The sequence below is a fragment of the Vibrio sp. RE88 genome, assembly GCF_013113835.1.
Classification (GTDB): Bacteria; Pseudomonadota; Gammaproteobacteria; order Enterobacterales; family Vibrionaceae; genus Vibrio.
On sequence record NZ_VTYQ01000006.1, the window covers coordinates 45,350 to 59,477 of the forward strand.

The window sequence follows — 14,128 nt, forward strand, 5'->3', positions numbered from 1 at the left end:
CAGTATGTATCGAGAGGTTTTTGTTCGGTATCAGGTGAACACCTTAGTCTCACCTGAGGGGAAAAGTTTTATTATCTACATCAAGGTAAAGATGGATCTTACGTGATGCTTCACGCTAAGGTAGAAAGAGCGAATCTTGAAATGATTGCGTTAAAAATCAATGACTACAGGAGTAGACATGAAAACTCGTTGGAATTCTTCACTGGTTACCAAACTCACCATTGCTTTCATATCGGTGTTTGTCGGCCTATGGGTACTGATTCAAATAAATGCATTCGACAACACCTACAACGGCACCTTAAAGCAAACGCTGAAGAGTTACGACCAAATCAGTGAGATTCGAGCGCAGATGAATCGCAGCCTTTTCGCTCAAGCAAAGGATGATACCGAGCAATTTGAGCAGCGCCTTGAGCAGTTCCAGACCATGGAAGTGGACTCTAACGCTGAATTGGTTGCCCATCAGTTCAATATTGGTGATGCCAATCTACCTATAGAGCGCAAACAACTTTGGGCGCTACAAACCTTTGGTATCGCAGGCCAACAACGTTATGTAGATAGCTTCATTATTGAGCCGGACAGGCAAGTGTCTATTTATGCGGCATCCGAAATTGAACGTTCTCACCTTGATCAACGCGTCGCTGAGATCATCGACCTCTCTCAACTTGATACGGAAGATGGCTTTCGCTGGAGCGAGCCCAAATACGATGCCAGTAGAAACAGCGTTTACATTCTCCTTAGTTACACCTTAAATCCGGAAGATGAAATGGCGCGTCAGGTCGGCTTTGCCATTGATATCAAAGACGTCGTTACCGTCTCCAATGTTTATACTAAAGGCGACCAAAATGTATTTCTTACACCAGAAGGCGTTGTACCATTTCATGGCCAGTCTAAGCCGGACGAACCAACCAGAGCTCAACTGAATAGCCAAATCATTAACGCCGGTGGTGTTGAAAATGTCGGAGAGTTTTTTGAAATCGACAAGTACTACGTTGTCAGTAAATTCATCGATGGGCCTGATTGGTTGCAGATTTCCATGGTGCCCAAATCAAGAATTGAAAAGATGGCTTACACGCCGTTCTACAATGAGCTTAAATGGTCACTAGTCTCTTTTGCTGTAATGATTTTGGTCATGTTGTGGATCTTGTGGAAATCACTTGCCCAAACCATCCGTAACTTTGTCGGCATCATTAAAAGTGATCGTCAACCAACCTTTTCAAGGCGCCTACCAGAATCTAGGAAAGATGAGCTTGGTGACATCGCTCGTGCTTACAACATGTTGCTCGATACGATCAAATCCAGCTATGACGAACTCGAATCTAAAGTTGAGCAACGAACCGTTGAACTTGCTCACGCCAAACAACTGGCTGAAAAAGCAACCGCGCGGAAAAGCGAGCATCTGACTAACATAAGCCATGAACTGCGTACACCTTTAAATGGCATCACGGGTTCGCTTGAGTTACTTCGCAATACTCAGATGAACGAGCAACAAGCTGACTTAAGAAATACGGCTTACACGTGTGCTAAATCCTTACTGAGCATCATCAACAACCTGCTTGACTTCTCCAGAATTGAAGCAGACCAGATTGAGCTTAATCTTGCTAGCAATCCCCTTCTCAAAGTAGTCGATGAAGCGATGCTAACGATTCAATCTAATGTCATCAACAAGCCTGTTGAGTTAAAAACCGTTGTTGCCGATAACATTCCTGAAAGCTGCGTATTCGACCCGATCCGAGTGAGGCAAGTACTGGTTAATCTACTGGGCAACGCGGCGAAATTCACAGAGCAAGGACATATCTTCCTCTACATTGAAAGCAAAGACGACATGCTATATTTCACAGTCGAAGATACAGGGCCAGGTATTGCAGCCAATAAGCTGGATGAAGTTTTCGAACCATTCAGGCAGTCTTCCCAGCATCAGGTTGGCACCGGGCTGGGGTTACCGATCTCTCGAAAACTCGCCAGTATCATGGGCGGTAGCTTGTCTTTGAAAAGTGAGCTTGGTGTCGGTTCAACATTTATTTTCGCTATGCCACTGACCGAACCTGGAATGCGATTACGCCTTAAACAAGGTGTCATTGATGCACCAGAAAATCTGCATACGCAAATTTCACTTTGGGGCGGAGAGTGTGTCGATAAGCATTCTGACTCACTTCAAAACGACGAACTCAACTACCTGCCTTGGCGACTTTGGAAGCGTTTGTACGAAATTCAGCATGGTATTTCAACCGAGAAAACCATCGTTCCAGCCAAGGAGATGTTGCCGTGGAAATTGAAAGTGCTCTTGGTTGATGACGTTGAAACCAATCGCGATATCATCACTAAGATGTTGGTAGAACTTGGCCAAGAGGTGATTTGCGTGGAGAGCGGTGAGCTAGCGTTGCAAACCGGCGAACGCCATATCTTCGATTTAGTCTTAATGGATATTCGTATGCCGGGTATCGATGGATATCAAGCGACACAACTGTGGCGTGAAAGTGAAACCATCCTAGATACCGACTGCCCAATCATGGCATTAACAGCCAACGCCAATCACTCAGAACACGATCAGTCTATGCACCTAATGAATGGCTACCTCACCAAGCCTGTCTCATTGAAAGAGCTAGCAAAAGCTCTTGATGTTGCGGCAGAAATTCAGATAGATCGTGACATGCAGCCAGATATCAATACAGACTCAGATACCCCTATTATGGATTTCGCCGAAGACGAATTTACCCAACGACTCGCTAATCATTTCAAAGATATGGCTCAAGCTGCCCGTGAGAGCTTAGCGGATCAGAATTGGCAAGAACTCAGAGACATATTACATAACGTAAAAGGAAGTGCTGGTCTCGCTGGTATCAATGATGTTTCGAGCGCTGCTGCCGATCTAGAAAAGCAATTGGAGCAAACCAATCATATTGAAAGCGAAGAACTTGATCCGCTGCTCCGCGCTTTAGAAAACTATCAATCACGTTCATAGCGAAGTAGGAAAATATGACATACGAACAATGGGACGCAATTGCTGATGTCTACATTCCACTTATAGGTTGCATTAGCCTGATCGTAATCCTGATTACGGGTTTTAGGTCTGGTTTGAGAACCGGTACTAAGCAGCTGCTCGCAACTTTAGTATCAACGCTGTACATCTATGCACTGATGTTTGCAGATAACTATTTCCAAATTTGGCCTTCATTCGGGATGGACTATAGCACCCACACTGCGTTAGCACTGGTGTTCGTCACCTATCTGTTTACCCATAGCAAAGCACTAAAATGGGTCAGCGTGGCGTCTATGATCGCCTATGCCATTTTGATGATGTACCAACACTATCATACGTTTTCAGATATCATCACGACTGCACTCTGCGTTTTACCCGTGCTTTGGCTTTGTCAGACTCGGCTTGTAAAAGGGTTAAACACACAACCTTGTGCCTAACCAATTAAGCGTAAAAAACGGCGAATTCAGTAAAGGCTGAATTCGCCGTTTCGTTAAACTGTATCTAAGTTAGATACCCATCCTATGGGCCCATTTCATTAAATCGGCAACATTGTGGGCGTCTAGCTTACGCATAATGTTCATCCGATGGGTTTCTACGGTTTTCAGACCAATCAACAGGGCTTCAGCAATATCTCGATTACGTTTACCTTCGAAGATCAATTTGAGAACCTGCTTTTCCCGCGGCGTTAAAACCGGGATATCCCCTTCTTCGACACCACTTAGTGCCTCAATATGTTTGGCGTCCAAAGCTGGGTCTAGAAAACTCTTGCCTCGTGTCACACTCTTTATTGCAGCAAGTAATGTACTCTTAGAGCCATTTTTCAATACGTAACCGTTTGAACCGGCATCTAACGCTTCTCGTGCTTTGCGCTCTTCTTCAGAGGCCGTCAATACGATGATCATCATGTCTGGCCAACGTTTACGTAACTGTCGAATTGCCTCTACACCGGACATGCCCGGAAGGTTAAGGTCCATAAAGACCATGTCCGGTTTGAGCTTAAGGCACTCCTCGTATACTCCCAGCCCATCTGTCACGAATCCTACTAACTCCAAATTTGGATATGGAGAAAGGCAGCTTTTTAAACCGTCGAATATAAGGTCATGATCATCCACGACCAAGATTTTTAAATGTGAATACTCGCCAAATGTCATCGTCATTCTCCACGTCAGAAATCGATGCATATAAGGTTCAATATAACCAAACTGCTACGAATTTATTGTTGTTATCGATATTCAATCTATCATTCAACGTGAAGTTATCAAGAGCGTTTTTCATTTAAGTGACATGGGTTCTCATAACGAGGCAGATCGAAGGGCGCGTTTAGTCTTCTCCATCGTCGTAAGAGACGTTCATCACCACGCGAAGTAACTCAGCAACAGGCTCAAACAATGATTCGGGAATGACCTGACCGGGCTCAACTTGATGATACAAGGCACGTGCTAGCGGAATGTTTTCAACCAGCGGAACCTCATGTTTCTCCGCCATTTCAACAACATGTAGGGCCATATGTTCTTGCGCTTTGTCTAAAACTAACGGCAACGGTGTTTCACCCGGTTGGTAATATAGGCATACCGCAATGTGTGTAGGGTTTCGGACAATGACTGTCGATTTTTTCACGCTAGACACTAAAGATCCGTTCGCCGTTTCTCTTTGTAGTTCGCGACGTTTTTGCTTCACTTCAGGGTTGCCTTCTGTTTCCTTGTATTCCTGCTTAGTGTCTTCTTTCGACATCTTGAGCTGTTTCATTGTCTGGAAATGGACGAAAGCGTAATCCCCAACGGAAAAGACAAGGTAACAAACAAGGAAGGCGCCCCATAACCATTTGATCAGAGTGAAAATGATCTCTACGCCGCAATCTACACCACATGTAGGCAAATACTGGAACATATTCACATGCTGATGCAACAGGTAATAAAAGACCAAACTGAGCACCAAAATCTTGAGCATGTTCTTACACAGCTCAAACAAGCTTTTCATTGAGAAAATGTTCTTTGCATTGTTGATGACATTCACTTTGTTAAAACTTGGTTTTAAGCTTTCAGATGCCCAAACTGGCCCCGTCTGAACCATGCAGCTAAACGTGACGGTAATCACCAAAATAAAGACTAATCCCGCAATGAATCGAATCAGGATATAAACAAACGCCGCAACCACGGTTTCTGCCGCCACTTTAAGTGGCAAATCGATAGAAGTGATGGCGAGGTCGATCATTTTCCATATCGCTTCCATCATGCCCTGCCCTTCAATAATGAAGTAACCGAGAATCACCGCCATCTGAAAGCCTGTCACGATCTCATTGCTTTTAATGACCTGGCCTTTTTTTCGCGCATCACGTAAGCGTTTTTGGGTTGGTTTTTCGGTTTTCTCAGCCATACCTAGCCCTTAAATAATTGGAACAGCGTTGAGATGTTGCTTTCAAACTGATTGATTTGATTGAGGTAGTGAGACAGTGCGAAATGCATGCTCACCAAAAGTAGGAAAACAACTAAGATGCTTTTTATGGGCATCGACAGGAAGAACACGTTGAGTTGCTCAACAGAACGATTAACCAAGCCAAGCGCGACATCGACCATGATCATGACGACCATTGCAGGCAGTGCAAAGCTTAAGCACATGTCAGACATCATCTGCCACTGTTGGCTGATAAATGACAGCAGATCCTGATTAAAAGACAAGGCAGACTCAGGGGGTAACACGGTATAGGACTGATATAGAGCGGTTAACAAGGCGTTAAACCCACCAGAAACCAGAAATAACACTCCTAGTATTTGAGTGAAGAACATACCAAACACTGAGGATTGTAACCCCATCAACGGGTTGAGTACCGTTGACATCGATGCACCACGCATTGTATCGATAACAAATCCGGCCATATCAATCGCCCAGAATGGAATGGCGGCGCAGAAACCAACAATCAGGCCAATTAAGAGCTCTTCACCGTAAATGAATGTTAGCTCTGTCAATGGCTTGGCCGCAAAGTCAACAGGGTGAGCTTGCATCATCGGGATGATGGGCAATGCAAACATCAGTACGAGTGTATTACGGATCAACCCGCTTCCCATCGCTCCACCTTTGAAAAGCGGTAGCATTATCATCATGCCCAGTGGTCGCATCATGCAAAGTGCGAGAATCGGAACATGTTGCATCAGGGTTGCCATTTAGCCCCCTATGTATCCAATCTGGTCGAAAGCCAGTCCGGCGTAGTTGAGCAGAGTGCTCCCCATCCAGTGATAGCTCACGGCAAGCGTGATGCAGACAGCCACCAATTTAATAAGGAATTGCAAAGACTGGTCTTGTATCTGCGTCAGTGCCTGAAACAAACTCACCAGAATCCCCACCGCAGAAGCCACGACGACCACAGGTAAAGAAAGGATAAGCACTAACCAAAGCAACTCAGAAGTAAAATGGATAATCACCGCTTCGTTCATGAGAAAGACCCCATCAGTTGACCAATCAGTTTGTCCCAGCCGCCCATTAGGATAAAAATTAATAGCTTGAACGGTAAAGCAATCGTCATTGGCGATACCATCATCATGCCCATCGCTAGTAAGATGTTTGAAACGATCAAGTCGATGGCGACAAACGGCAAATAAAGCAAGAAACCAATTTTGAACGCTTCAATCAATTGGCTCATGGTAAATGCCGGGACCATGACCAACAGTGAATCTTTAGATAGCTCGCTTTGGTATTGCTCAGGCCAGATTTTGTGTCCAATCTCAGAGAAAAACTGAATTTGGGTATCGCTGGTGTTGTGACTGAGAAATTGATGATATGGCGCGATGATCTGATCGCTGATCTGGCTAAACACTTCTGGTGACGCCCAATCCACCGGATGTGCGGCTAAGTTATCTCGAATAGCTAAACCAACAGGCGCCATCGTAAACATAGTCAGAATCAGCGCTAAACCATAAATTGCCATGTTAGGTGGGATTTGCTGAATACCCAGTGCATTTCGCAGCATGGACAGTACGATCGAGAGTTTTAAAAATGATGTCCCCATGACCGCGAACAGTGGTAAAAGCGACATGAAAAATAATACTGCGATCAGCTGAATTGGATTATCCAATAAGGCCATAAACACCTCCCAACGATGGTTACATGGTGAGTTTGCACTAGATAGCCATTGCGTAGTATCAGGTCAGGACCTGAGATATAAGTGACATGGAATTGGATAGAAATGGAGATATAACTTTTTATAATCAATCACTTCTGAATCTTCGACATATCCTTTAAAGCTAAATAAACCTTAGAGGACATATGAAGATGAATATACGAACGCTTAGTCTCGGGCTAGTCGCAACCACCATGGCGTGGTTGACCAATGCAAGCCCTTCTTATCAAGATACTGACACTCATTACCTCGCTTTCGAAGCGGAGGACTACCACGATATTATTCGGCACAACGGAGACAATGACGGTTTCAACGTTGTCTCAATCGACGAATTCACCTCCGAATTTGGCACGTCAGTCTTACCCGCACATTCTGCCTACCTCGCTTCAGAGAACCGCGCTTTGCTGGCTGATTTTCGCTACGAGTATGACATGAACCAATCGACCGTTAAGTACCAAATCGTTTTTCAAACACCTGGAACTTATCGCCTTTATTACCGACGTTCTATGTTTGAAAAGGATGACGGGTCTTCCTACGGTGGAGAAGATTCATTTTTCTACGCGAACGAATTTGATGGAGATGAGTTTGCTCAGCATGGTAGCCGTCAATCTCAGGATAGTGATGTTGAATCCAACCCAGAGCGCAACCCTTCAGAAGGAAAATTCTTTTGGTATCGAGTCAACAATGATTTCATCGTCACTCAGCAAGACGTAGGAAGGGTTCTGACGTTTTCAATCCGTGACCGAGAGAAAGGCTTTGCACTCGATCGCTTTATTTTCAGCCTCGACCATAAGTTAGACATGGAAGAAACGCCGAAAGATGGTGATGGAAATCAACTTGATGAGTTAGTGAATTCACCAAAGCAGAAACCGGAACCTGTCTCCCATCTATTTCCAATGGACTATGTACCGCATTATGAAAGTGACGAAGAGATCCACGCACGTGAAGCAAAGCTCAAGAATATTCGTAATCAATACATCGCTTACTTATTTGAGCAAGACAGGCTTGGTCATAGCCAACAACAGATCGATGCACTGATCACCAAGAATAACGAACAGGATGACTCAAAGTCTGCGCTTCGAACTCTGATTATGTTGATAACTGATGAATCTTTTTTCCCCCATTGGAGAGGTGACACAGTTAGTCGACTCTATGTCGAGGGAGAACTTGCGCGCATTGAAGCCGAACGAGTCATTGTTGAAAGCGACGGCAAGGTCAACGACCTTAGGCAAGTCACTCCCATTCGTCGCTACATGGACTACGCATGGGGGCTCTATATGCTTGGAGCATTTCATGGTAATACCGAAGATTCAGTACGCTTCCGTACCCAATTCGAAGACTTCGTTACTCGCTACCTTGAAGGGCTCGATCCTTACTATAAGGGGGCGTATTACACCACTGGTTACAATAAAGAAGTGTTTGCCATGGACGTAGCATCAACAGTTGCTTTGCTCTACAAAGGCACGAGCAAGTTTCCAAATATGAAAGAGGCTTTTCATTCCTTCTGGCACAACGTAACCCAAATGTCATACGACGGTGACAACTCACCACACTACGACAACAGCACCGGCTTCCAAATCATTTTGAATATGGCGTTAAGGCATGGCCTTGAACAGGATGTAATTCAGTCTGAGCACCTACTTAGGATCATGGATCGTATTTCGAGAACAGTGATGCCGAGCGGTCAATCTGCGAAATGGGGAAAATCGATGGAGAGTATCTCTTCCGGTCAGATAAGGATATCTGCTGGGGCTAACCTTCCGTGGGTTTTAAAAATGGGCTACCGCTTATGGCATCATCCTCATTACCTTTACATGGCTCGCAAATACCAGGCTTTTCTTTATCAAGACCATGGTCCATTTTCAGGCAGTGACTATTCACCAGATCTTTGGCCTGCGGGCATTGATGCATTCAATATCGAGTTAGCTAAACCAAACATTGGCGACGCACTGTCTCGTACCACTCCTCGCATAACTTCTTGTTGTGAGTATGACGGACTATTACTTGGCCGCGGTGATACCAACTACGTGGATGTTCAAGATAAGCTGGTACTTTCAACTGGGCATCACCCAAGAGCACCTTATATGTTGATGGATTTGAGCTATACGCAACACAAAGCCGCACATGACCATCGTTCTGGTATCGATAATCACAACTTCAATGGCGCTCATACGGTCACTAGAATGAAACGGTGGGCTGAAGCCAATAAAACCAACGGGATATACATTAACCCAGCTCAATATGAGTACCCCTCAGCTCCTTATCCTTCAAAAGAAGTATCAGCGCCCGGTGACAATGAACGGTTTAAGCAAGTCATGAACTATAAACCTTCCTCTGGCTATGAGATTGAAGAATATAGTGCACAGCAACTCTCTGATGACGCTGCCTATGGGGTGGCTAAGTATCGTCGCTACCAATATGAAGGTGTGGTTACTAAGCGTGAAACTGTGTTACTCCACAATGGTGTTTTAGTGGTGTTGGACACCCTATCGACAACACCAACTTACTCGGGGGATCATATTGGTGGCGCGCTTTATCAGGTGTTACCGCAGTTAAAATCGTCACAAGGTGACAATTGGGTCCTTCTTAAAGGGCAACAAAAAATGCTACCAACTACCTTACCCTCAGGAGAGCTACAGCAACTTGATACCTTATTGGTGTTTGAAGCTTCCGATGAAGACGTTGAGGTGAAACTGACCAGAAACATTTGGGACAATGAAGAAAGGGATTGGTTTAGCGCTTCAAAGCCACTTGAAACAGGCGAGTCATTTAAAATTGTCTCTTTGATACTGCCTTTAAGGAACAGCCACATGATTCAATCGTTCGTTAACACTATAGACATAAAGTATGAGGCCGAATCAACACTGGTCACTATTCCGTATAACTCAACACAGAACTTAAAGGTAGCTTTTCATTCCAATCAACCAGCTAACGTCAGCTACGATAATTTCAGTGAAAAAATCACACAAAGTGAATAATAATTTGTTCACCTAGAAATTCTCAAAGAAAAGGCCATTCACTCTTATATATAGAGGGCGAATGGCCACAAATAGAAACAGCAAATATATCCAGACAAAAAGAAAATCCAGATATATTAAATTGATTTAAAATTTAAAGACGGAACTTAACACCAATAATATTTGCTTCTTCGAGATCTTGAAGTGTTAGTTCAAAGTCTTCTTTTGATGAGAGTTCAACCTCCCAACTTTTCTCTTTACTTTCGACTTTTAGCTGGGAATTTTCACTGGTTAACTGCCAATTTCCTGTCGGTTTTTCCACTACCAGTTTTGAGCCTTCCAAAACGGCATTGATAGAACTATTTTTAACATTAAAAGTACAACTTGGTTTCAACTCACATTCCACATTTCCTTGCTCTTTGTAGGCCATTGTTCGCCAAATAAACGCAGTAATTAAAAGGGTTAACATGATGATTATTTGAGCAAAACGACCACGTGTGAGTTTTTCGGCTGCCATTCGGTACGGTTCTCCGTGTAACAAACTTCAAAGTTTTAAAATAAAAGGTCAAAACCTGACCGACTGTAAGGTTACTACCCTGTCATTGAATTGTTAAATGCAGTATAGTTGGCGGCTGAAAATGCCACTTTTTTATTAAAATCGGCAAGAAAGTTTAACCGACTGTTTCGGCGTCATTTTCTTTATGGTTTGGGTGGCATTACGACATGTGTCGTGTTGGAAGTAAAGTGTAGTTAATTAGAAATTGGAAGCATGCAAATGAGCCAAGAAAAGCAGCTTGAACAAAACTACAACTATACGGTCGTCCGTCAGTTCACCCTAGTAACCATTCTATGGGGTATTGTCGGTATGGGCGTTGGTGTTTTGATTGCCGCTCAATTAGTTTGGCCACAGCTAAACTTTGATACGCCGTGGTTGACGTACAGTCGTTTACGTCCTCTGCATACTAATGCGGTTATTTTTGCGTTTGGTACAAGTGCTCTGTTCGCAACGTCTTACTACGTTGTGCAGCGTACCTGTCAAACTCGTTTATTTGGTGGCCCTCTTGTTGCCTTCACCTTTTGGGGTTGGCAAGCAATCATCTTAGCAGCAGCTATCACTCTGCCTTTAGGTATGACCTCAGGCAAAGAGTACGCTGAACTGGAATGGCCGATCGACATCGCTATCGCGGTGGTTTGGGTCTCTTACGCTGTCGTGTTCTTCGGGACATTGATCAAGCGTAATACGTCTCACATCTACGTAGCGAACTGGTTCTTCGGAGCCTTCATCATCACAGTAGCGGTTCTTCATATCGTTAACAGCATGGCTATCCCTGTGTCTATGGGTAAATCGTACTCGATTTATTCAGGTGCGGTGGATGCGATGGTTCAATGGTGGTACGGACACAACGCGGTAGGTTTCCTACTCACTGCGGGTTTCCTAGGTATGATGTACTACTTTGTTCCTAAGCAAGCTGAACGTCCTGTTTATTCTTACCGTCTATCTATCGTTCACTTCTGGGCTCTTGTATCTCTATACATTTGGGCTGGCCCTCACCACCTGCACTACACTGCTCTTCCAGATTGGACGCAGTCAATTGGTATGGTGATGTCTTTGGTACTGTTCGCTCCTTCTTGGGGTGGTATGATCAACGGTATCATGACGCTATCTGGTGCTTGGCATAAGCTTCGTTATGACCCAATTCTTCGTTTCCTAATCGTATCTCTATCGTTCTACGGTATGTCTACGTTTGAAGGTCCAATGATGTCAATTAAGACAGTTAACGCACTGTCTCACTATACTGACTGGACTATCGGCCACGTACACTCTGGTGCACTTGGTTGGGTTGCAATGGTTTCTATCGGTTCTGTATACCACCTAGTTCCCCGCCTGTTTGGTCAAGAGCGTATGTACTCTGTGAGCATGATCAACGCGCACTTCTGGTTGGCAACAATCGGTACGGTTCTATACATCGTTGCAATGTGGATCTCTGGCGTAATGCAAGGTCTGATGTGGCGTGCAGTTAACTCTGACGGTACGTTGACTTACAGCTTCGTTGAATCTGTACAGGCTTCTTACCCGTTCTACTTCGTACGTTTCCTAGGTGGTTTCATCTTCCTAACTGGTATGTTCTTAATGGCATACAACACGTACAAGACTGTAACAGCGCCAAAAGATAGCCTAAAAGCTATCCCGCAGCCGGCATAAGGAGATTAAAAGAATGAGTTCTAATTCTAACAATCGCCACGAAATTGTTGAGCGCAATGTCGGTTTGCTAGCGATTCTTATTGTTTTTGCAATTAGCTTGGGTGCTCTTGTAGAGATCACCCCGCTTATTTTCCAAAAACAAACCACTGAGCCTGTTGACAACCTACGCCCATATACAGCTCTTGAGCTGGAAGGTCGTGATGTTTACATCCGTGAAGGTTGTAACGTATGTCATAGCCAGATGATTCGTCCATTCCGTTCTGAAACTGAGCGTTACGGTCACTACTCTGTTGCTGGTGAAAGTGTTTGGGAACACCCATTCCTATGGGGTTCTAAGCGTACTGGTCCAGACCTAGCACGCGTTGGTGGTCGTTACTCTGATGAGTGGCACCGCGTTCACCTAATTGATCCGCGTGAGCTTGTTCCTGAGTCAAACATGCCTGGTTTCCCATGGCTGGCTGACAATGTTCTTGATGGTAAGAACACAGAGAAGAAGTTAACAATCTTCCGCGATCAGTTTGGCGTTCCATACACTGATGAGCAAATCGCAAACGCGTCTAAAGATGTAGAAGGTAAAACTGAGATGGATGCCATCATCGCTTACCTTCAGTCTCTTGGTCACGCAATGAAGTAATAAAGGGGTGAAATTATGGATATCGGTACTATTCATGGTATTTGGACCATAGTGCTTTTCGTGTGCTTTATAGGTGTAGTTTGGTGGGCCTACGGCAAGAGCCGTAAATCTCGCTTTGATGAAGCTGCGAACCTTGTTTTTGCCGATGAAGAGCAAACGCCCTCAAAAGAACAAGGAGTGACTAAGCAATGACTACATTTTGGAGTCTTTGGATAATCATCATCACAGTCGGTACACTGGTCGGCTGTGCTGCACTACTGTTTTGGTGCCTTAAAGATAAAATGGGCGTTGAAGAAGGTGCAGATATGGGTCACGAATACGATGGTATTCGTGAGCTAAACAACCCACTGCCAAAGTGGTGGACGTATCTGTTTGTGAGTACATTCGTATTTGCAGCAGTTTACTTCACACTTTATCCAGGTATGGGTAGTTTCAAAGGCGTACTTGGTTGGCAGAGTTCTGACCAACTGGTAACAACGCTTGAGGAATCAAAAGCATCTATCGCTAGAGCTCAAGAGAACAAAGAACTTGTGCAATACGCGAAAGAGCTAGACGATGCAGAAACTTACTTCGGTGAAGCTTTCAAGCGTCTAGCATATGTTGATGGTTCTTCTGAACTACGCCCTATTCCAGAAATTGCCGCTGATGAAGAAGCAGTAAAAGTAGGTCAACGTTTGTTCCTACAGAACTGTTCTCAGTGTCACGGCTCTGATGCTCGTGGTCAGAGAGGTTTCCCTAACCTAACTGATGATGCATGGCTGTACGGCGGTGAGCCTGAAGCAATCGTAACGACTGTAATGCAAGGTCGTATCGGTCAGATGCCTGCATGGAAAGATGCGCTAGGCGAACAAGGCGTTAAAGAAGTGGTTAGCTACACGCTAAGCCTTTCTGGACGTTCTGTTAACGCACGTGAAGCCGAAGCTGGTAAGGCTCGCTTCGTTGTGTGTGCTGCGTGTCACGGTACTGATGGTAAGGGTAACCCTGCTGTTGGTGCACCAGACCTGACCGATCAGGACTGGTTATTCGGCGGTTCACGCGCTGACGTAACTGAAACTGTAATGAATGGCCGTTCTGGTGTAATGCCAGCATGGAAGGACATTCTGGGCGAAGATAAAGTCCAACTTGTTTCAGCTTATGTCTGGAGCTTAAGCAACTCGGATAATAAGTAACATTTCAATAACGGCCCCTTTTGAAGGGGCCGTCTTTCCTTTACAGTTAAAGCCCTAATTTTTATTTAATTTTTTAT

General features: G+C 44.5%; 13 protein-coding genes. 7 read left to right on the top strand and 6 right to left on the bottom strand.

Features of this window, described 5'->3' with window-relative positions:
• Nucleotides 1–178 precede the first annotated feature (178 nt).
• Nucleotides 179–2,959, top strand: a complete 2,781-nt coding sequence (locus F0265_RS15125) for a two component system sensor kinase (RefSeq protein WP_171749524.1) — start codon at nucleotides 179–181, stop codon at nucleotides 2,957–2,959.
• Nucleotides 2,960–2,973: 14 nt separating this feature from the next.
• Nucleotides 2,974–3,414: a hypothetical protein gene (locus F0265_RS15130; protein WP_171749525.1), complete on the top strand. Its 441-nt coding sequence runs from the start codon at nucleotides 2,974–2,976 to the stop codon at nucleotides 3,412–3,414.
• Between the two features lie 69 nt (nucleotides 3,415–3,483).
• Here the strand turns inward: F0265_RS15130 and F0265_RS15135 are convergent, their stop codons facing one another.
• The 5 genes from F0265_RS15135 to sctR form a co-directional block, all read right to left on the bottom strand.
• Nucleotides 3,484–4,158, bottom strand: coding sequence for a two component system response regulator (locus tag F0265_RS15135; RefSeq protein WP_227495683.1), 675 nt, complete (start codon nucleotides 4,156–4,158; stop codon nucleotides 3,484–3,486).
• Nucleotides 4,159–4,297: 139 nt separating this feature from the next.
• Nucleotides 4,298–5,350, bottom strand: coding sequence for an EscU/YscU/HrcU family type III secretion system export apparatus switch protein (locus tag F0265_RS15140; RefSeq protein ID WP_171749526.1), 1,053 nt, complete (start codon nucleotides 5,348–5,350; stop codon nucleotides 4,298–4,300).
• A gap of 2 nt (nucleotides 5,351–5,352) precedes the next feature.
• Nucleotides 5,353–6,135 (bottom strand): type III secretion system export apparatus subunit SctT, encoded by a 783-nt coding sequence (gene sctT, locus F0265_RS15145; RefSeq protein ID WP_171749527.1) that lies wholly within the window; start codon nucleotides 6,133–6,135, stop codon nucleotides 5,353–5,355.
• Nucleotides 6,136–6,405, bottom strand: a complete 270-nt coding sequence (locus F0265_RS15150; protein WP_006962254.1) for an EscS/YscS/HrcS family type III secretion system export apparatus protein — start codon at nucleotides 6,403–6,405, stop codon at nucleotides 6,136–6,138. It abuts the gene before it with no gap.
• On the bottom strand, nucleotides 6,402–7,052 hold the full coding sequence (sctR, locus tag F0265_RS15155; protein WP_006962255.1) for a type III secretion system export apparatus subunit SctR: 651 nt from the start codon (nucleotides 7,050–7,052) through the stop codon (nucleotides 6,402–6,404). The genes F0265_RS15150 and sctR overlap by 4 nt, the downstream gene beginning before the upstream one ends.
• Before the next feature lie 188 nt (nucleotides 7,053–7,240).
• Between sctR and F0265_RS15160 the strand changes: the two genes are divergently transcribed.
• Nucleotides 7,241–10,066, top strand: a complete 2,826-nt coding sequence (locus F0265_RS15160) for a hypothetical protein (RefSeq protein ID WP_171749528.1) — start codon at nucleotides 7,241–7,243, stop codon at nucleotides 10,064–10,066.
• A gap of 133 nt (nucleotides 10,067–10,199) precedes the next feature.
• Here F0265_RS15160 and F0265_RS15165 read toward each other — a convergent pair whose 3' ends face one another.
• Nucleotides 10,200–10,562, bottom strand: coding sequence for a hypothetical protein (locus F0265_RS15165; RefSeq protein ID WP_019275491.1), 363 nt, complete (start codon nucleotides 10,560–10,562; stop codon nucleotides 10,200–10,202).
• A gap of 258 nt (nucleotides 10,563–10,820) precedes the next feature.
• Here F0265_RS15165 and ccoN point away from each other — a divergent pair, with 258 nt between their 5' ends.
• From ccoN to ccoP, 4 genes are read left to right on the top strand one after another with little or no spacing between them, the layout of a single operon-like run.
• Nucleotides 10,821–12,248 (top strand): cytochrome-c oxidase, cbb3-type subunit I, encoded by a 1,428-nt coding sequence (gene ccoN / locus F0265_RS15170; RefSeq protein ID WP_006962258.1) that lies wholly within the window; start codon nucleotides 10,821–10,823, stop codon nucleotides 12,246–12,248.
• Between the two features lie 13 nt (nucleotides 12,249–12,261).
• Nucleotides 12,262–12,882, top strand: a complete 621-nt coding sequence (ccoO, locus tag F0265_RS15175; protein ID WP_006962259.1) for a cytochrome-c oxidase, cbb3-type subunit II — start codon at nucleotides 12,262–12,264, stop codon at nucleotides 12,880–12,882.
• 15 nt (nucleotides 12,883–12,897) lie between these two features.
• On the top strand, nucleotides 12,898–13,074 hold the full coding sequence (locus tag F0265_RS15180) for a CcoQ/FixQ family Cbb3-type cytochrome c oxidase assembly chaperone (protein WP_019275490.1): 177 nt from the start codon (nucleotides 12,898–12,900) through the stop codon (nucleotides 13,072–13,074).
• Nucleotides 13,071–14,051 carry a cytochrome-c oxidase, cbb3-type subunit III gene (gene ccoP, locus F0265_RS15185; protein WP_006962261.1) on the top strand — a complete coding sequence of 327 codons (981 nt, stop codon included), beginning with the start codon at nucleotides 13,071–13,073 and terminating at the stop codon, nucleotides 14,049–14,051. The genes F0265_RS15180 and ccoP overlap by 4 nt, the downstream gene beginning before the upstream one ends.
• Nucleotides 14,052–14,128 lie beyond the last annotated feature (77 nt).